General features: G+C 43.4%; 20 protein-coding genes, 1 tRNA gene and 1 pseudogene. 10 read left to right on the forward strand and 12 right to left on the reverse strand.

Translation table 11 applies throughout. The features are described from left to right. Positions 1-19: 19 nt before the first annotated feature. Genes mnmA through rluE form a run of 4 tightly spaced genes read right to left on the reverse strand, consistent with a single transcriptional unit; the run spans position 20 to position 2,644 of the window. Entirely contained in the window at positions 20-1,126 is a 1,107-nt protein-coding gene (mnmA, locus tag ACLD4F_RS01145; protein ID WP_411010640.1) for a tRNA 2-thiouridine(34) synthase MnmA, read from the reverse strand. 53 nt (positions 1,127-1,179) lie between these two features. Further along, the gene (locus tag ACLD4F_RS01150; protein WP_000476069.1) at positions 1,180-1,641 is read right to left on the reverse strand and encodes an NUDIX hydrolase; all 462 of its coding nucleotides are present in this window, start codon (positions 1,639-1,641) and stop codon (positions 1,180-1,182) included. A gap of 11 nt (positions 1,642-1,652) precedes the next feature. Next, on the reverse strand, positions 1,653-1,982 hold the full coding sequence (locus tag ACLD4F_RS01155) for a lysozyme inhibitor LprI family protein (protein ID WP_000825956.1): 330 nt from the start codon (positions 1,980-1,982) through the stop codon (positions 1,653-1,655). Beyond that, a complete protein-coding gene (gene rluE, locus ACLD4F_RS01160; RefSeq protein WP_001249412.1) occupies positions 1,979-2,644 on the reverse strand; it encodes a 23S rRNA pseudouridine(2457) synthase RluE in 666 nt (221 codons plus the stop codon). Before rluE ends, ACLD4F_RS01155 begins: the two co-directional genes overlap by 4 nt. Positions 2,645-2,815: 171 nt before the next feature. Here rluE and icd point away from each other — a divergent pair, with 171 nt between their 5' ends. Together icd and sopF are read left to right on the forward strand one after the other, a co-directional pair. Continuing rightward, positions 2,816-4,066 carry an NADP-dependent isocitrate dehydrogenase gene (icd, locus tag ACLD4F_RS01165; protein ID WP_000444508.1) on the forward strand — a complete coding sequence of 417 codons (1,251 nt, stop codon included), beginning with the start codon at positions 2,816-2,818 and terminating at the stop codon, positions 4,064-4,066. A gap of 458 nt (positions 4,067-4,524) precedes the next feature. Further along, positions 4,525-5,649 (forward strand): type III secretion system effector SopF, encoded by a 1,125-nt coding sequence (gene sopF / locus ACLD4F_RS01170; protein WP_061383022.1) that lies wholly within the window; start codon positions 4,525-4,527, stop codon positions 5,647-5,649. 191 nt (positions 5,650-5,840) lie between these two features. On the opposite strand, the pseudogene ACLD4F_RS01175 reads toward sopF, so the two are convergent. Beyond that, a pseudogene (locus ACLD4F_RS01175) lies at positions 5,841-5,987 on the reverse strand (hypothetical protein); the annotation flags it as partial. Between the two features lie 612 nt (positions 5,988-6,599). Here ACLD4F_RS01175 and pltB point away from each other — a divergent pair. From pltB to ACLD4F_RS01190, 3 genes are all read left to right on the forward strand, one after another. After that, positions 6,600-7,013: a typhoid-like toxin S-CDT binding subunit PltB gene (gene pltB / locus ACLD4F_RS01180; protein ID WP_079841405.1), complete on the forward strand. Its 414-nt coding sequence runs from the start codon at positions 6,600-6,602 to the stop codon at positions 7,011-7,013. Positions 7,014-7,029: 16 nt separating this feature from the next. Continuing rightward, positions 7,030-7,758: a typhoid-like toxin S-CDT ADP-ribosylating subunit PltA gene (gene pltA, locus ACLD4F_RS01185; protein ID WP_011233073.1), complete on the forward strand. Its 729-nt coding sequence runs from the start codon at positions 7,030-7,032 to the stop codon at positions 7,756-7,758. A 190-nt stretch (positions 7,759-7,948) separates the two neighbouring features. Next, a complete protein-coding gene (locus ACLD4F_RS01190; RefSeq protein ID WP_000158843.1) occupies positions 7,949-8,491 on the forward strand; it encodes a glycoside hydrolase family 108 protein in 543 nt (180 codons plus the stop codon). A 147-nt stretch (positions 8,492-8,638) separates the two neighbouring features. Here the strand turns inward: ACLD4F_RS01190 and ACLD4F_RS01195 are convergent, their stop codons facing one another. Further along, positions 8,639-9,016 carry a DUF1353 domain-containing protein gene (locus ACLD4F_RS01195; RefSeq protein WP_001277616.1) on the reverse strand — a complete coding sequence of 126 codons (378 nt, stop codon included), beginning with the start codon at positions 9,014-9,016 and terminating at the stop codon, positions 8,639-8,641. A gap of 61 nt (positions 9,017-9,077) precedes the next feature. Continuing rightward, positions 9,078-9,887, reverse strand: a complete 810-nt coding sequence (gene cdtB / locus ACLD4F_RS01200) for a cytolethal distending toxin S-CDT (RefSeq protein WP_350388790.1) — start codon at positions 9,885-9,887, stop codon at positions 9,078-9,080. 497 nt (positions 9,888-10,384) lie between these two features. Between cdtB and ACLD4F_RS01205 the strand changes: the two genes are divergently transcribed. Continuing rightward, positions 10,385-10,549 (forward strand): hypothetical protein, encoded by a 165-nt coding sequence (locus tag ACLD4F_RS01205; protein ID WP_058331232.1) that lies wholly within the window; start codon positions 10,385-10,387, stop codon positions 10,547-10,549. 217 nt (positions 10,550-10,766) lie between these two features. Here the strand turns inward: ACLD4F_RS01205 and msgA are convergent, their stop codons facing one another. From msgA to pagD, 4 genes are all read right to left on the reverse strand, one after another. After that, on the reverse strand, positions 10,767-11,006 hold the full coding sequence (gene msgA, locus ACLD4F_RS01210; RefSeq protein WP_000497451.1) for a virulence protein MsgA: 240 nt from the start codon (positions 11,004-11,006) through the stop codon (positions 10,767-10,769). Between the two features lie 180 nt (positions 11,007-11,186). Next, positions 11,187-11,708: an RICIN domain-containing protein gene (locus tag ACLD4F_RS01215; protein ID WP_011233071.1), complete on the reverse strand. Its 522-nt coding sequence runs from the start codon at positions 11,706-11,708 to the stop codon at positions 11,187-11,189. 416 nt (positions 11,709-12,124) lie between these two features. Beyond that, complete coding sequence (gene cspF, locus ACLD4F_RS01220; RefSeq protein WP_001537306.1) at positions 12,125-12,337, reverse strand: cold shock-like protein CspF; 213 nt, start codon at positions 12,335-12,337, stop codon at positions 12,125-12,127. A gap of 131 nt (positions 12,338-12,468) precedes the next feature. Further along, complete coding sequence (pagD, locus tag ACLD4F_RS01225) at positions 12,469-12,732, reverse strand: virulence protein PagD (RefSeq protein WP_079944656.1); 264 nt, start codon at positions 12,730-12,732, stop codon at positions 12,469-12,471. 804 nt (positions 12,733-13,536) lie between these two features. On the opposite strand from pagD, the gene pagC reads away from it, so the two are divergent. Further along, positions 13,537-14,094 carry a virulence membrane protein PagC gene (pagC, locus tag ACLD4F_RS01230; protein ID WP_000789472.1) on the forward strand — a complete coding sequence of 186 codons (558 nt, stop codon included), beginning with the start codon at positions 13,537-13,539 and terminating at the stop codon, positions 14,092-14,094. Between the two features lie 405 nt (positions 14,095-14,499). Then, a tRNA-Arg gene (locus ACLD4F_RS01235) sits at positions 14,500-14,576 on the forward strand. A 754-nt stretch (positions 14,577-15,330) separates the two neighbouring features. Here the strand turns inward: ACLD4F_RS01235 and ACLD4F_RS01240 are convergent. Beyond that, complete coding sequence (locus tag ACLD4F_RS01240) at positions 15,331-15,675, reverse strand: c-type lysozyme inhibitor (protein ID WP_000977722.1); 345 nt, start codon at positions 15,673-15,675, stop codon at positions 15,331-15,333. 702 nt (positions 15,676-16,377) lie between these two features. Between ACLD4F_RS01240 and ACLD4F_RS01245 the strand changes: the two genes are divergently transcribed. Then, positions 16,378-16,602 (forward strand): hypothetical protein, encoded by a 225-nt coding sequence (locus tag ACLD4F_RS01245; RefSeq protein WP_077677844.1) that lies wholly within the window; start codon positions 16,378-16,380, stop codon positions 16,600-16,602. 200 nt (positions 16,603-16,802) lie between these two features. After that, on the forward strand, positions 16,803-17,270 hold the full coding sequence (locus ACLD4F_RS01250) for an Hsp20 family protein (RefSeq protein ID WP_001218118.1): 468 nt from the start codon (positions 16,803-16,805) through the stop codon (positions 17,268-17,270). Positions 17,271-17,497: the final 227 nt, after the last annotated feature.

Raw genomic sequence — 17,497 nt, forward strand, 5'->3', positions numbered from 1 at the left:
GGTGTTGTGTATTGAATAATCAGACCGTCAGCGGCAGTCGCTGCTCGATAATGCCGCCGCCCAGGCAGACTTCGCCGCTGTAAAAGACAGCGGACTGGCCCGGCGTAACGGCGGCAACCGGCTCGTCAAAAATGACCTCGATACGATCGTCATCCAGCGCGTTAATCGTGCACGGAATATCGGTCTGGCGGTAGCGGGTTTTTACCGTACAGCGCAGAGTGCCGGTGAACGGTTCGCGATCGACCCAATGTAGCTGCTGGGCGATGAGGCCTACCGACATCAGGCGTGGGTGCTCATGCCCCTGGGCGACAATTAACACATTGTTTTCAACGTCTTTATCCACCACATACCAGGGGTCTTCGCTACCGTCTTTGGTGCCGCCGATTCCCAGCCCTTTACGCTGACCGAGCGTATGATACATCAGACCCTGATGCTCGCCGATTTCATCGCCGTCAACGGTAATGATTTTCCCCGGCTGCGCAGGCAGATAGCGCCCTAAAAAGTCGCGGAATTTGCGCTCGCCGATAAAGCAGATACCGGTAGAATCTTTTTTCTTTGCGGTTACCAGCCCCAGATCTTCGGCGATTTTACGCACCTGCGGTTTTTCCAGCTCGCCAACCGGGAACAGACTTTGCGCAATCTGCTCATGGCCAAGTGTGTAGAGGAAGTAGCTCTGATCTTTGTTGCCGTCGAGCCCGCGCAACAACCGGCTTTTGCCGTTTACATCCGCGCGGCGAACGTAGTGACCGGTGGCGATATAGTCGGCGCCTAAATCTTCTGCGGCAAATTCAAGGAAGGCTTTAAATTTGATCTCTTTATTGCACAGAATATCCGGGTTCGGCGTACGGCCCGCTTTGTACTCTTCAAGGAACAGTTCAAAGACGTTATCCCAATATTCTGCGGCAAAATTAACGGTATGCAGTTCAATGCCAAGCTTGTCGCACACGGCCTGCGCGTCAGCCAGATCGGCTGCCGCGGTACAGTATTCCTCACCATCGTCCTCTTCCCAGTTCTTCATGAACAGGCCTTCTACCTGATAACCCTGTTGTTGCAACAGCCAGGCGGAAACGGAGGAGTCGACACCGCCGGACATGCCGACGATCACTTTTTTTTGGCTTTCTGACATTGGAATACTCGCGACATTGAACTTCAAGGCGGCGTATTCTACCACGCAGCCCTTTACTTGACACCCTCTGTAAACGGCCAGTTAAATTCGCCCACTATAGATAAGGGGTAACATTGTCCCGTTTGATAACTGCGAATGCTTTCAGCCACCAGCGGAGAACGTAAATTCGGCGCGTTCAGAATCTCGTCGGCGCTCACCCAACGGCAGCAATCGATGTCATTGTCATGGGGTTCGGTCGCGCAAATATGATCAAGCTTGATAGCGAATAAAAAGCGCAGGAACGGGGTCTTATCCGGCGCAATCCACTGATGCATACGGATAAAATACTGTGGTTGCGCCGTGATGCCAGTCTCTTCCCACAGTTCACGTGCGGCGGCCTGCGCCAGCGTTTCATCTGCCTCCAGGTGTCCGGCAGGTTGATTCCATAACGATTTACCGTTGATGGTCTCTTCCACCACCAGAAATTTATCTTCGGCATGAACGATGCAGGCAACGGTCACGTGCGGCTTGAACATAGGCATCCTTATTAAAGCGGTTTATCAATGTGGTCATAGATCGCGTCAAGCTGTTTCAGACGCTCGTTATAAGCTTTTGTCAGGCAGGTGACGTCGGCCTTGCACTGCTGACGCTGTTTAAGCCAGCTCTGCTGGGCGTCCTGCAGGGCGCCGCGACTGCCCATCGCGAACAACCCTTTCAGAAACTGATATTTGGTGTGCATTTCCACGTCTTTATCATTCAGCGTCAGGTGCGCGCAGATAGCCTTTTCATCCGCAGCCTGCGCTTTCTGGCAGTCGAAGCTGGCCGCATTAACGGATAACGGTGTTAATAAAGCAAAAGCAATGAGAAGCCGTTTCATCTGTCTTTCTCCTGTGCGATCTCGCGCCACTGTCCATTATCGAGGCCGTTGAGCGTGTAGTCGCCCATGCTGTAACGAATTAATCGTAGAGTGGGATGACCGACATGCGCTGTCATGCGTCTTACCTGGCGGTTGCGGCCTTCATATAAGGTGACTTTTAGCCAACTGGTGGGAATATTCTTCCGTTCGCGAATCGGCGGGGTGCGCGGCCACAGCCAGTCAGGCTCCGCGACAATCTCAATACCGGCGGGCAGGGTAGGGCCATCGTTGAGCGTGACGCCAGTACGAAGCGCCTGCAGCGCTGCATTATCCGGTATACCTTCTACCTGAACATAGTAAATCTTGCCGGTGCGTTTGCCCGGTTGCGTGAGGCGCGCCTGCAGCGCGCCGTCATTAGTCAGCACCAAAAGCCCTTCGCTGTCGCGGTCCAGGCGGCCTGCGGCATAAACGCCTTGCACAGGAATAAAATCTTTTAACGTGCGGCGACCTGCTTCATCCGTGAACTGCGGCAACACATCGTAAGGTTTATTGAACAAAACCACGCGTTTTGGCTGGTTTTCTTTCCGTGATTTAGATGCTTGTCGTGAGCTGAATCGCTTAACGTAGTGATTTCTAAAAGAAGTTTTTTGCATGGTGTTTTCAGAACTTATTAATTGCCGCATTATAGCGCAATAATGAGTGTCTTTCATGGCGGCAAACAATAGGGTAGTATTGACATGCTCATTACAAAACATTAACAAAAAATTGCTCTAACGCAGTCGTGCAGCAGGACGCCATTGCACATGCAGCGCGATGACAGACGAGCAAACCAGAAGCGCTCGAAGGAGAGGTGAATGGAAAGCAAAGTAGTTGTTCCGGTGGAAGGTAAGAAGATCACCCTGCAAAACGGCAAACTCAACGTTCCTGAGAATCCGATTATCCCGTTTATTGAAGGCGATGGTATCGGTGTTGATGTCACTCCAGCCATGCTTAAAGTGGTCGATGCCGCCGTCGAGAAAGCCTATAAAGGCGAGCGTAAAATTTCCTGGATGGAAATTTACACCGGAGAAAAATCCACACAGGTTTACGGCCAGGATGTCTGGCTTCCCGCTGAAACCCTTGATTTAATTCGTGATTACCGCGTAGCGATTAAAGGTCCGTTGACCACGCCGGTTGGCGGCGGTATTCGCTCTCTGAACGTTGCCCTGCGTCAGGAGCTTGACCTGTACGTTTGTCTGCGTCCCGTTCGCTACTATCAGGGCACGCCAAGTCCGGTGAAACATCCGGAGCTGACCGATATGGTCATCTTCCGTGAAAACTCTGAAGACATCTACGCCGGAATTGAATGGAAAGCTGACTCTGCAGACGCTGAGAAAGTGATCAAGTTCCTGCGCGAAGAGATGGGCGTGAAGAAAATTCGCTTCCCGGAGCACTGCGGTATCGGTATCAAACCGTGTTCTGAAGAAGGCACTAAACGTCTGGTTCGCGCGGCGATTGAATACGCTATTACCAACGATCGCGATTCCGTTACGCTGGTACATAAAGGCAATATCATGAAGTTCACCGAAGGCGCGTTTAAAGACTGGGGCTACCAGTTGGCGCGCGACGAGTTCGGCGGTGAGCTTATTGACGGCGGTCCGTGGCTGAAAATTAAGAACCCGAACACGGGTAAAGAGATCGTGGTTAAAGACGTTATCGCCGATGCGTTCCTGCAACAGATCCTGTTGCGTCCGGCGGAATACGACGTTATCGCCTGTATGAACCTGAACGGTGACTATATTTCCGATGCCCTGGCGGCTCAGGTTGGCGGTATCGGTATTGCACCGGGTGCGAATATCGGCGACGAATGCGCGTTGTTTGAAGCGACTCACGGGACTGCGCCGAAATATGCGGGCCAGGATAAAGTCAACCCAGGCTCCATTATTCTGTCTGCGGAGATGATGCTGCGTCACATGCAGTGGTTCGAAGCGGCGGATCTAATCGTTAAAGGTATGGAAGGCGCGATTGCCGCGAAGACCGTGACCTATGACTTTGAACGCCTGATGGAAGGCGCGAAACTGCTGAAATGTAGTGAGTTTGGCGACGCGATTATCGCAAATATGTAATAACGATAATTGTTAAAAACAAAAACGGGGACTTAACGTCCCCGTTTTTATTATTAGCATTCGAACGGTTATCAAAATTTTATCAAAAAAATTTATCAAAACTCCCTCAATTCTGACCGCAATAGTAATCCATCCTTTACGCCGATCGTCATGATAACCTGAGACCCCCTGAAAGCTGATAGTTACCGATTTTGATTGTGGTGGTTTTCTTTATGATGTGTGGTTTGGCTATTTTTTGAAAGTGCCTTACCAGATTTATTGTTATTATCAGGGGATTATTTCAATAAAAGGTGATGATTTATTGCCTGCAATAGTGGGTAGATTAAGCATTTTATGAAATTATTAGTGTCTTTATTTGCACTTCTATAAGGCTGTTAAGAGGTGTTGAAATATCAGCCTGGTAAAGAATACGTCAGCGAAAGTGAATGCTATATTAGTCATAAAAATTCAGGAGACATATGCTCAAACTTATCTTCTACAGTGGAAGTGTGAAGGTTCCGGAATATCTGGAAACAGATAAGGAAAAAAATGTCGGACGTACTCCTCTGTCTTCAGACATTCAGCAAATTAAAAATTTTGTTGAAGATGTTCCGCCATTTCCAGAAAGCAGAGCGGCGAGAGGTTCTGTAAGCGCAGCGTACAGGCTTTCTTTTGACGAAGTGTTTTGCGGTCTCAGCAATGAAGAGCGTAAAAAGGTGTATGGTCGCCTTTTTGGAAAACAAGTACTTGCGCATATTCATTCCAGGTGTCAGCGCGATGCTGACATAATAAGAGAAAAAGCGCTCAGGCGGATAAGTCGTGAGTGTGGTGCCGAAATAGATTGCGCTCTCTTACTAAATAAGATGGTGGATATTTTACAAAATGCCCGGCTGACAATAAATTTTAATGCAGCAAAAATTGACTTTGTCTCTCTCTTAAAAAATAAAGAATATCTGAACTCTTATGCATTAGGTTGCAGACCAGGAGATTTACCTGCTTATAATGTCGGGCGTGATTCAGTTGAAACTAAAGCATTTGAACTGGAGAAGCTTGCAGATTCACCTTATGCCCCATATGGTCAGACAGGCGGTTTTTCCGTAGCATATACTCCCAACAGTAAAACTTTTAGCCCTACAAGCAGACCAATTTATGCTGCACTGGACTTTCTGAACGGTGAAAATGGAGGTGCCAGCGCCTATGGGAAATCATTTTTTGAATTAAATGATAATGTAAAAACAAATTGTACATTCTCACCTTTTGATATCTACGGCCACAGATTTGGCCTGGATACGAGTAAATTATCTACATTTTGCCATATGGAGAACCTGATTGCATCCTGTCAAAATGATTTTTTTGGTTATAATTGCTTTAAGAGTTTGGTTAAAATGGCTAAGGGCGAAAAATTTTTAGCTCATTCTAATTATGGTACAGGCTATGAAGGGAATTATATAGAGGCTCATATTCATGGTGATGTATGTTTATTCAGAGATATAAAGCACGTTTATTTGTCTTTGCAAGAAAACTCTTACTCGGAAAGTCAACTATATGATTATGCAAAACAAATAAACCAGGCGCTTAATAGAGACTGCATAATATTATATTGACAAGCTTATTATCAGGCTCTTTAAAAGAGCTTTAAATGATCATGAGCACATACTTCTTAAGGTAGGCAGTAACTGCTATCTGTTTATATTTATTAGCTTAGGATCAATCTGGCAGATACCTGGTGGCGCTCCAGTATGGCCTGGCAAAATGGAGGAATATGGACCAGCAGAAGCGCCTGCTGGCTATCGATATTCCTGCTCATCAGGTTTTTACGCCATCTACGCACATTTATTCTGCTATAAGTTGAAATACTGCAAAAAATATTAAGGCTTATTATTTTTTCTTTAAGTAAATTTTCGTTCAACAAACTTGGATGCGGGAATGTTTGAAATATTATTGCCTTATACTAGATCTCAGCGACCTACAACTCACAACTTTATTAGATCATCTTTCTGAACATATTACTTTTCTGGCGGTTATCAACAATAGGCTGACTAAATTGCCTGACACTTTACCAGGAGGGTACAGATAGATTACGCGGGTAGGATCACTACACTGGAAAAAGATTGCCAGTTAATAAGATGTCGTCCATGATTCAGTTGGATGATAATGATTTATTCCCCACTCTTTGATCCTATAATAGTGATCTGATAGTTATCCAGAATGTTCTTGCAGAGGGCGGGCTTGTTAAATTACCGTCAATTTATTAATGAGTTATGTCGTGCTTTGCTGAAAATAAAAACCAGTAGACAGACGACGGCGATCAATATGAGCCGGAAGTACCTGTGTTATTACCGTGGCAGAAATTCTGTAACTGATAAAATAGGTGTGGCTTATTATCAGTGATGAAATTTTTTATATGTGTATTATTACTATTTACAAGTAATTTGAGTGTTTGTTGTGGTTGGTAACATTGTGTTGAAGTAAATCATGATAGACTGAATTTTGATGTGATGAGATATAATAAATTTGTTTTTTGTTAATTATTTTAAATGTACAGGAGAGTAGTATGTATATAAATAAGTTTGTGCCTGTTTATACATTATTAATTATCATTTATTCTTTTAATGCCAGCGCTGAGTGGACAGGAGATAATACGAACGCCTATTACTCAGACGAAGTTATTAGTGAATTACATGTTGGTCAGATAGATACTAGTCCTTATTTTTGCATAAAAACGGTTAAAGCTAACGGTAGTGGTACACCAGTTGTTGCATGTGCGGTATCAAAGCAGAGCATATGGGCGCCCTCCTTTAAAGAACTTCTTGACCAGGCAAGATATTTTTACAGTACAGGGCAATCCGTAAGGATTCATGTTCAAAAAAATATCTGGACCTATCCGCTTTTTGTTAATACCTTTTCAGCAAATGCTCTTGTGGGACTATCATCGTGCAGTGCGACACAATGCTTTGGACCCAAGTAAGAGGGGAGAAGAAATAATGAAAAAGTTAATATTCTTAACCTTATCTATAGTTAGCTTTAATAACTATGCAGTAGATTTTGTGTATCGTGTGGACTCAACCCCGCCGGACGTTATTTTTCGCGATGGGTTTTCACTACTTGGGTATAACCGTAACTTTCAGCAATTTATCAGTGGAAGGTCATGTAGTGGTGGAAGTAGTGACAGTCGCTATATTGCAACAACCTCAAGTGTTAATCAAACATATGCTATAGCCAGAGCGTACTATTCTCGCTCAACATTCAAAGGTAATTTATACAGATATCAGATTCGTGCAGATAATAATTTCTACAGCTTGCTCCCATCCATCACCTATCTGGAAACGCAAGGTGGTCACTTTAATGCTTATGAAAAAACGATGATGCGATTGCAAAGAGAGTATGTTTCCACATTATCTATTTTACCCGAGAATATTCAAAAGGCCGTGGCGCTTGTTTATGATAGCGCAACAGGTCTGGTAAAGGATGGTGTAAGCACAATGAATGCCAGTTATTTAGGTTTAAGCACTACGTCTAATCCTGGCGTGATACCTTTTCTTCCGGAACCGCAGACGTATACCCAACAACGAATTGATGCATTCGGCCCATTAATAAGTTCATGCTTTTCAATAGGTAGCGTATGTCAGTCACATCGAGGGCAAAGAGCTGACGTATACAACATGTCTTTTTATGATGCAAGACCTGTAATAGAACTTATACTTTCTAAATAAATGAAACTTACCTATGTTGCCTATTAAATTAAACAGACCGTTTATTAGTGGCCTGGTTAATATTGTTTATTAAGTTGGCTATCCACTTAAATATAAATGTTTATATACTTCAATAAGTTTTTATCAGATTCATTGCATTATCAATCATGGCATTCAGATACGTATTTTATTAATATTAGAAGGAGTCATTATGACTAAAGATGAAATCTTTGCAGCTATCCTTAGTAGAGAAGGCGGTTATGTTGATCACCCTGACGACAGGGGGGGACCAACGCATTGGGGTATAACCCTGACGACGGCTCGGGCTAATGGCTATATGGGGGATATGCGGAATCTTACCCGTAATCAAGCATTAAAAATCCTTGAGGCAGATTATTGGTATGGTCCACGACTTGATCAGGTTGCCATTATCTCTCATTCTATCGCAGCTGAGCTTTGTGATACTGGTGTGAACATGGGACCCTCAATCCCGATTAAGTACTTCCAGCGTTGGCTTAATGTTTTTAATGATCAGCAAAAAATTTATCCGGATTTGATAGCAGATGGTCAGATTGGGCCACGGACGCTTTCGGCACTAACATTTTTTCTCTCTCACCGGAGAGATGAGGGCGAAATGATACTTATCCGGGCATTGAATTGTAGTCAGGGACAACGCTATCTGGAGTTAGCAGAAAAGCGCCAGGCGAATGAGTCATTTGTTTATGGATGGATAAAGGAACGGGTAAGGTTGTAATTCCCTTACTTACCACTATGGCGGTTTGTGATGATAGCATATAATGATATATTCACACGGAGAACTGGTGAAAGCCACTAAGTCTCATTATTACTATATTAAGGCGTCAGGTTTTTCTATAGTTCTTTGTGTGTTAAAAACGAGAAATTAATTATGTTGTATGGTATGAGAATGATAGTATTTCCAGCCAAATATTCTTACGGCTAAATACATTATTATCCTTTTCCATTTTGGCACGCCCAGAACTTTCATCCCATCCAGGAATATGAGATCGGACTCTTTTCTGTTACGTAATGGATAATGATACAGGTAGTCATGAATGATTGCCGCTTTGGCATATTCACCATCCGGTGGCAATAATGACCAGAAAATACGCGGAACAGTGGCAAGGTCGGTAACGAATCCTACCGGTACTTCAATGACATCATTTTTATCTTCACTGAGATAAAACCTGAATGGCTCATAAACACGCCATTTATAATGACCTAACATTTCCATAATTGCTGGACTGGTAAAACAACTCATAATTTTACCTTATAATAAATATATATTCTGCAAAGTACATGTCGTCAACGCTATTTACTCATTAACAGCTTCGTGCCAAAAAGGCTACGGGATAATGATCAGAAGCGAGTTGTGGATTACGTAATGCTTCAACCCTTTGTGAATAAGGTGCTCGATCGACAATGACCCCATAATCTAAAATACCACCGCCAGTTTGCGTGGGTTCTGTAGGTGCGAGTACGGCTACAACTCGTTCCAGATGCTCAGTCATCAGGTCATTTTCAAGTCTGTCTGGGCTGCGATTAAAATCCCCGGCAAGAAACCAGGATAAATGCCGCATCTGAGGTTGTCTAAAAAAATTAATGGTAACCCTGACAATAGCTGCAGCATCCGGACCTCCACTAGCCAGTGCGTGCGCTGTCAGAAAAACATCATTACCCAGTCCGATGCCAATGACGGGGCGAGATGCGACAGTTGTCGGACGCAAGACATAAACATTATCCGCTCTTTGTCTGGAAACTATTGCCAGATTAACACGGCGTGCTCCAACATCAATAGCCGAGTGGTAGATATATCTTATATCCTGACGGCTGGTGGTTCCGAGATTCCAGGTGTATTCATCAATGGGAATACCCACTCCAAAAGGCTGAATATGTCGTCCGGTAGGAACCGCTGAGGTGGGAACAGCACCGGCCTCCTGTACCATAAGAATATCCACACCGGCAGTACCACTTAAAAGCTGTCTGACATTGACATTCCATTTACTTTCTGTAGATGCTGAAGAGCCCTGAAGATTCCAAGTCATAACTTTGTAGTCACTGATATTAGCGCAGGCAAAAGAAATATAGCTGCAGATGATCATGGTCAGAAGGAAAAAAACAGGTTTTTTCATGATATCTACTCTCCCGATTATTACTTCTTTATCTGAATGATGTATGTGTTCATAACCCAGTGTTTCATGACGTTGATTTTATTCTGGCAATGCCTGACTTGTTTCTGGTTCTATGTCTTGTGCAGATAGTAAGATACATAGTCTAACGTCAATAAAACTAAAATAGATGTCTATTACAGAGGTAAAATGATAGTTTATTCAGTACAATCAATTAATTATTGTTAATACCAAAGAGACAACTATAGATAAACAACTAACTGAATTTAAAACTACATTCACTTATCTCATTGTAACTGTATTGGGTTGATTTATATGCGGAAATAGAGATTCGATATCATTAGTACTTTATAAGTAAACATAAATTTTTCATTACCAGGATTATTATATCCCTGTGTGGAAGGTAACATTTCATCTATTCTCATTCTTGTAGTGACACAGTAAATTTGGTCACCTGATTAAAGGTGATATTCTCACCTCAACACAAAACAGGTGACTTAATGAACAAGAAAACCGGACAAATTAATGGATACATCTTGAACGACTACAATAGCGTCAGACCTCACCATTATAACGGTGCACTGATGCCGGAAGAACCTGAGAACAGGTACCGTTTTTACTGTAAAACCGTGACCAATAGTGTCGATGCGCAGCAAAACGTATAATTCGTTGATAGGGCGTACAGGCGTGGCACTGGGCAAAATGTTCAGTGGCAAGGACTGGCGCTGGAGCAGTCGGCATCTGGCAAATAGCATGTTGACCATGCGATAAACGCCAACTTCCGCTACATGTTCTGAGTGGTGGCGTTTGCGTTATATCGTCACAGACAGCGCCTCAGGGCGCTGTTTTCGATCGGACATGTCGCTTTCGCAGGAGGGGACGTTATTCGGCGACCAGCCACATATCAGCCTCTTCAAACATCTCTTCCAGCATACGGTGCAGTCGTTCTTTCTCGGTTTTTGTACAGTCACTGTTTAATGCGTTCGCCTGCATTGGCTTAACTTTCACTTGCGCATCGGGAAAAAGTTGATGTACGCGTTTTGTGAGTTCATTGAGGATGATTTCGCGTGCGCCTGGCAAACCTTCAACATTTCGCTTGTCATAAACGAGTTCGACGAACATCGCCATTTCCTTTTTACTGGTTGGATGACCAGTATTTAAGCTGGGTATATAACTGGTGTCAAGGTTTAGCCGCCGTTTTGTCATCCTGACGTTGCGGACGTGACCGCACGTGGAAGTAAAGGTCGCTAACCTATTGTTGTGTCATGAGGTTAGCGGCCCTCTCTTCACAGCGATGTCCTGCTACCTGATGGTAAATTCCAGGGCGCGACTAAAATCGCAATCGGCCAACACAACAGGGTCGCCTTTTCTGACAATAATGCTATTTGTGCCCAGGCATTTTCGGCTCTGTTTCCCCTTAATTTTGTTATCATCAGTGAGCCAGCGCTGGTTATCATTACCCGTGCATGAATAAAGAATGATTGGTGTGCCTTCTTTTGTACCTTGTCCTGCGGCATCCAGACATTTCTCACCCTGCGTGATTCTGTCTCGGTGAAATGAGAAAAGCTGAGATTGCACATGCTTACACTCCCGCAGCGTCAAACGATTCTGTTGATCTGAACCTGTATCAAGGCACAGACCATCAGTTGTCCGAATTTGTTCCGCGTCATTTATGTAATAACCACCGGAATTAATTTGGTTTTGTGTAATGACCGGGAACGACAAATTAATACTATAAGGTGCGGGTAAGCCGTTCGTCGTACATCCACATAAAATAGAGGAGAGGCAGAGAACCAGTGTGGTTTTTCCTGAAAGCAAAGTCATTCAATTATTACCCTAAAAATAAATAGCGTTACAACTATATTGGCGATTTATACCCACTGAATATGACGTAGCATTGAGCGACAATAGAGATAATTCCGATAGAATCACATAAATACTTCGGTTAAATGCGCGCAGCCAGCCACTCCTGTAACGATGGGTATATAGCGTTAAATACTTTTGCAATATTAGATGCTATCACAGTGAAAAACGGCTGTACATTTCTTCACGTTAAACAAAGTGAGAAGGGGGGGGACACCCGATATATGATAAAAGAGGTCACAGGAGTCATTAGCAAAATAAATCCTTTAGATTTTCGCCACTGAAAACATTCTGCAGCCTTTCAGGCAAAGCCTCATAGCAGACTGCGGAGGTATACGGGCTCGCTAAATTTTTCTGAAAAAATGCCGAGTGACGAATTATGAAAGATAAACGTTGGCGGCGGTAGGTCCGCGGAGGCCATTAATACGACAAAACTCAACGCGTATACCGGGGATAAGCGCTTCTGTTTCGTGTTGGCGACATGCTGAAATGTGGACCTGAACATCTTTGCGTCCATCGGAGGGGGTGATGAGACCTTTACCGCTCTTACAATCAAAGGTTTTGACAATTCCTGTCATTTTACGAGACAAACAAATTCCTTAATGGGGATAACGAGGCGCACTATACACATCAGGAAAAATAATGCCAGCTATATTTGATGGCAATCAAGATTTCCGGATGGCTAAAAGTAGTCGTTCGGCACCATTGTAGATAAAGAACATTATGTTCTGGAGAAAGTATTCCCTTTCCTGGCGTCATTGACTGGTGCGGACATCATGGGTTTTGCCGTCGGGCAGGATGGTGAACTAATCTGCCTGGCTTGCTTTTTATCGGTATTTGTAGGTAGTTGCGGGGTTTTACTACCAAAATCGTAGATAAAAATTTCCCATGATGCCTGTTGTAAACCAGAACAATGGTCTGAACTGGCCAAAACATGAAATGAAAAAATAAGTAATGACCAAAGCATAAAAGCATGATGTTTCATAGCACCTCCTGTTATATGTAATGACTTGTGAAGTTCATCTAATGAATTATGGAACGTCACTGGCATTTTTTATTCAACGAAGAGTTAACCACTCTTAATAATAATGGGTTTTATAGCGAAATAGACTTTTTTATCGCGCGTTCAATATTTGCGTTCGTTATTATTTTTCTGGAATGTAAATTCTCTCTCAACACAGGTGATATTTATGTTGGAATTGTGGTGTTGATTCTATTCTTATAACAAGAAATGTTGTAACTGATAGACATATTAAAAGATTAAATCGGAGCGGGAATAAATCGTGCTAAGCATCATCGTGAATATGATTACAGCGCCTGCGATGGCATATACGGTATTGCGGCTGGAGCGTCACGTGAGGACTGTGAAGCACAATGCGATATGTTCTGGTTATATGGCGAGTGTGCTTAATGACATGTTTTAGCCGTTCGGCGTCAGGTTTCTTAATGTGGTTGTGAGGTTTTTGCTTTAAATATCAAATAGTTGTATGGCGAGTTTGTTGTTCTATAGTGGCTTAATACTTTATGGTTTCTGTTAAATATATATGCGTGAGAAAAATTAGCATTCAAATCTATAAAAGTTAGATGACATTGTAGAACCGGTTACCTTAATGAGCGATAGAGCGCTTTGGTAGTAAAAATATCTTTCAGGAAGTAAACGCATCAGGAGCGATAGCGGTGAATTATTCGTGGTTTTGTCGATTCGGCATAGTGGCGATAACTGAATGCCGGATCGGTACTGCAGGTGTTTAAACACACCGTAAATAATAAGTAGTATTAAGGAGTTGTTATGAAAAATATTATTTTATCCACTTTAGTTATTACTACAAGCGTTTTGGTTGTAAATGTTGCACAGGCCGATACTAACGCCTTTTCCGTGGGGTATGCACAAAGTAAAGTTCAGGATTTCAAAAATATCCGAGGGGTAAATGTGAAATACCGTTATGAGGATGACTCTCCGGTGAGTTTTATTTCCTCGCTAAGTTACTTATATGGAGACAGCCAGGCTTCCGGGTCTATTGAGCCTGAAGGTATTCATTACCATGACAAGTTTGAGGTGAAGTACGGCTCTTTTATGGTTGGGCCAGCCTATCGATTGTCTGACAATTTTTCGTTATACGCGCTGGCAGGTGTCGGCACGGTAAAGGCGACATTTAAAGAACATTCCACTCAGGATGGCGATTCTTTTTCTAACAAAATTTCCTCAAGGAAAACGGGATTTGCCTGGGGCGCGGGTGTACAGATGAATCCGCTGGAGAATATTGTCGTCGATGTTGGGTATGAAGGAAGCAACATCTCCTCTACAAAAATAAACGGCTTCAACGTCGGGGTTGGATACCGTTTCTGAAAAGCATAAGCTATGCGGAAGGTTCGCCTTCCGCACCGCCAGTCAATAAAACAGGGCTTCTTTACCAGTGACACGTACCTGCCTGTTTTTTCTCTCTTCGCCATACTCTCTTCGTCATAGTGACGCTGTACATAACATCTCACCAGCATAAGCACAGATAAAGGATTGTGGTAAGCAATCAAGGTTGCTCAGGTAGGTGATAAGCAGGAAGGAAAATCTGGTGTAAATAACGCCAGATCTCACAAGATTCACTCTGGAAAATTTTCCTGGAATTAATCACAATGTCATCAAGATTTTGTGACCGCCTTCGCATATTGTACCTGCCGCTGAACGACTACTGAAAAGTAGCAAGGTATGTATTTTATCCAGGAGAGCACCTTTTTTGCGCCTGGCAGAAGTCCCCAGCCGCCACTAGCTCAGCTGGATAGAGCATCAACCTCCTAAGTTGATGGTGCGAGGTTCGAGGCCTCGGTGGCGGTCCAATGTGGTTATCGTATAATGTTATTACCTCAGTGTCAGGCTGATGATGTGGGTTCGACTCCCACTAACCACTTCAGTTTTGAATAAGTATTGTCTCGCAACCCTGTTACAGAATAATTTCATTTATTACGTGACAAGATAGTCATTTATAAAAAATGCACAAAAATGTTATTGTCTTTTATTACTTGTGAGTTGTAGATTTTTCTTATGCGGTGAATCCCCCTTTGCGGCGGGGCGTCCAGTCAAATAGTTAATGTTCCTCGCGAACCATATTGACTGTGGTATGGTTCACCGGGAGGCACCCGGCACCGCAATTTTTTATAAAATGAAATTCACACCCTATGGTTCAGAGCGGTGTCTTTTTACATCAGGTGGGCAAGCATAATGCAGGTTAACGTGAAAGATACGAGCAATAGCAGAAACCAGTGATTTCGTTTATGGCCTGGGGATTTAACCGCGCCAGAGCGTATGCAAGACCCTGGCGCGGTTGGCCGGTGATCGTTCAATAGTGCGAATATGAATGGTTACCAGCCGCTGCGAATTCTACCTGGGTCACTTAATAAAGCAAAACATTTAAACGCTCAACAACGACAATTCAGACAGTTCGAACTTTTCTTTAAAAATAGGATTAACCATGTTCAAAGGTGGTTACTAATTAGCCATTATACTATGGTAGTGATTCACATATTCTTTAACGTTACGTTACAGGAAGGTTGAAGTGGAAATGCCTGATGAGCCTTCAGGCATTTCTTAAGGTTAGTTAGCTAAGGAACAGTTACTGAGAACAGGTTTATCATCACCTTCCACCAGTTCAGCCGTTTTGCCTTTGGTATAAAGTTTATAAGTATAATTTTTGTCTATGGCTTCGTAATTTGCTCCGGAGGCCATTTTCATTAACCGCATCGGGATCATCTCGTTTACCTGACTGATAATCGCATAGGCGTTTCCAGCCTCGGTGTTGACGTAAATCACCTCCATAACCTGGTTATCATTACAGGTGTATATAGATTTAGAAATCTCCTGCGAAGCTGCTATAGATGTGGAACTGGCGCTAAGCGCAGCGAGAAAGAGGGTAAATGGGATCAATTTACGTTTCATCATTAGTATCCTTTGTGCATAAAATTGTCGTTAATTCCCTGAAGAACGGGAGATAAAGCGGCATCAATACGATGAATGCTGTAGTATTCCTGTTTACTGACGAAAAGTGCGCCAGAAAAGCGTATTATAATTTATCCATCACTGACATATGTGATGAGTAGACAAATCTTAAAATCATAAACTATAGGCTGCAAATCATTATGGTGCGATAGAAAATGATTGTCACCACTGCTCAATACTATGGCATAAAAACCGAAGAAAACGGTACTGTTCACTGTCTCGTTTCATACGGTATCTGTCAGTGAAACTATTTCTTCAAATGATGGTCTTTTTATTATCGATCAGATAATGGCATCAACAGGGGTTATTCAGGAGTATATGTGAAAAAGTGGCTTATAGGAGGGATATTGATCGCAAGTTTTCTGACCGGTTGTCTGATGTGGCACAACATTGATAAATGGTTTAATAAAGATATCGAATTTTTCTACGTCGGAGACGATAGCTAAAATTCCAGTCAGTTGGCAACGGGGGTCATATCTTCAGGTATGGCGCCCGGAGTAGCCGGGCGCAAATTGTAGGTGTATAAATGTCATTTCATTAAAATTTTAGCGACAACATGGACAGTCACTACCGCGTGCTAGCGACCCTCTGAAGTCACAAGATGAATAAGCCAGTTTTTTGTTTCAGCGGTGACTGAAACATATTTTGCTCCTGGTGGGCTTACCGCCAGTTGCTGAAAAAGACAACGATGATGTAACTGTTGCAGAGACTGACGAATACGACGACCGTGAATTTTATTTTTGGCGACCATATTTCCTCCCAAAAGGCCGCCCGAAGGCGGCGCTGGGTTTGATAATGGAGAAGGGCGTTGGTCACTGCCATAACCAACCTGTATACACTAATGCAATTGATAATCATTATCAATTGTGATGGTGAAGAAAAATTGTAAAGATGAAGGGACAGCGGAAATGGCAATGAACGGGATGAGACTTTTCGTTAACTACTTAAATTCGTGACTAAAAAAAGGCTTTTATAGACTTGAAAATGTTTTTTCCGTCCCTATGTAGTCAGTGGACAAGCAATGCTTGCCTTGATGTTGAACTTTTGAATAGTGATTCAGGAGGTTAATGATGGCACTCAGAACCTTGTCAGCACTTCCCGTGTTTGCTGATTCTCTTTTCTCTGACCGTTTCAACCGTATTGATAGACTTTTCAGTCAATTAACAGGAGATACGCCAGTCGCTGCGACGCCAGCTTACGATCTGCAAAAGCGCGATGCGAATAACTATCTGCTTACCGTGAGCGTTCCTGGCTGGAAAGAGGAAGAGCTTGAAATTGAAACGGTTGGCGGCAACCTGAATATTACGGGTAAACACACTGAAGAGACGGTAGAGGATCAGACGCACTGGATTTATCGTGGTATTCGTAAGGCGGATTTCCAGTTGAGTTTTTCTTTGCCTGAACATGCTAAGGTGAATAATGCGAAACTGGAACAGGGCCTCTTGTTGGTCGAGATTTACCAGGAGATCCCTGAAAGCGAGAAACCGAAAAAAATTGCCATAGAAAGCAAACCAAAGGCGATTGAACACAAATCATAATCGCGTTAATAGAGGCCCGTTTAGACGGGCCTTCATTGCCTGTAGCGAAAAGTATCCCGTCATGCTTGTAGGCACAGATCGCTAAATATTATAGCCCTGACCTCTATATTATCCCGTGCCACTGACCTCGTCGCCATTGGACGGCGGTAAGTTGGAATTATCCGCGAGGTCAGTCCAATTTTTGTCCACTCTCGACATTCTGCCTGTTATGGGCGCGATATCTGAAC

The organism is Salmonella sp. 741265050_HSA (genome assembly GCF_046569445.1).
Taxonomy (GTDB): Bacteria; Pseudomonadota; Gammaproteobacteria; order Enterobacterales; family Enterobacteriaceae; genus Salmonella; species Salmonella enterica.

Coding starts and splice junctions, on each gene's coding strand:
- mnmA (WP_411010640.1), bottom strand. CDS start 1,126: ATGTCAGAAAGCCAAAAAAAAGTGATCGTCGGCATGTCCGGCGGTGTC.
- ACLD4F_RS01150 (WP_000476069.1), bottom strand. CDS start 1,641: ATGTTCAAGCCGCACGTGACCGTTGCCTGCATCGTTCATGCCGAAGAT.
- ACLD4F_RS01155 (WP_000825956.1), bottom strand. CDS start 1,982: ATGAAACGGCTTCTCATTGCTTTTGCTTTATTAACACCGTTATCCGTT.
- rluE (WP_001249412.1), bottom strand. CDS start 2,644: ATGCGGCAATTAATAAGTTCTGAAAACACCATGCAAAAAACTTCTTTT.
- icd (WP_000444508.1), top strand. CDS start 2,816: ATGGAAAGCAAAGTAGTTGTTCCGGTGGAAGGTAAGAAGATCACCCTG.
- sopF (WP_061383022.1), top strand. CDS start 4,525: ATGCTCAAACTTATCTTCTACAGTGGAAGTGTGAAGGTTCCGGAATAT.
- pltB (WP_079841405.1), top strand. CDS start 6,600: ATGTATATAAATAAGTTTGTGCCTGTTTATACATTATTAATTATCATT.
- pltA (WP_011233073.1), top strand. CDS start 7,030: ATGAAAAAGTTAATATTCTTAACCTTATCTATAGTTAGCTTTAATAAC.
- ACLD4F_RS01190 (WP_000158843.1), top strand. CDS start 7,949: ATGACTAAAGATGAAATCTTTGCAGCTATCCTTAGTAGAGAAGGCGGT.
- ACLD4F_RS01195 (WP_001277616.1), bottom strand. CDS start 9,016: ATGAGTTGTTTTACCAGTCCAGCAATTATGGAAATGTTAGGTCATTAT.
- cdtB (WP_350388790.1), bottom strand. CDS start 9,887: ATGAAAAAACCTGTTTTTTTCCTTCTGACCATGATCATCTGCAGCTAT.
- ACLD4F_RS01205 (WP_058331232.1), top strand. CDS start 10,385: ATGAACAAGAAAACCGGACAAATTAATGGATACATCTTGAACGACTAC.
- msgA (WP_000497451.1), bottom strand. CDS start 11,006: ATGTTCGTCGAACTCGTTTATGACAAGCGAAATGTTGAAGGTTTGCCA.
- ACLD4F_RS01215 (WP_011233071.1), bottom strand. CDS start 11,708: ATGACTTTGCTTTCAGGAAAAACCACACTGGTTCTCTGCCTCTCCTCT.
- pagD (WP_079944656.1), bottom strand. CDS start 12,732: ATGAAACATCATGCTTTTATGCTTTGGTCATTACTTATTTTTTCATTT.
- pagC (WP_000789472.1), top strand. CDS start 13,537: ATGAAAAATATTATTTTATCCACTTTAGTTATTACTACAAGCGTTTTG.
- ACLD4F_RS01240 (WP_000977722.1), bottom strand. CDS start 15,675: ATGATGAAACGTAAATTGATCCCATTTACCCTCTTTCTCGCTGCGCTT.
- ACLD4F_RS01250 (WP_001218118.1), top strand. CDS start 16,803: ATGGCACTCAGAACCTTGTCAGCACTTCCCGTGTTTGCTGATTCTCTT.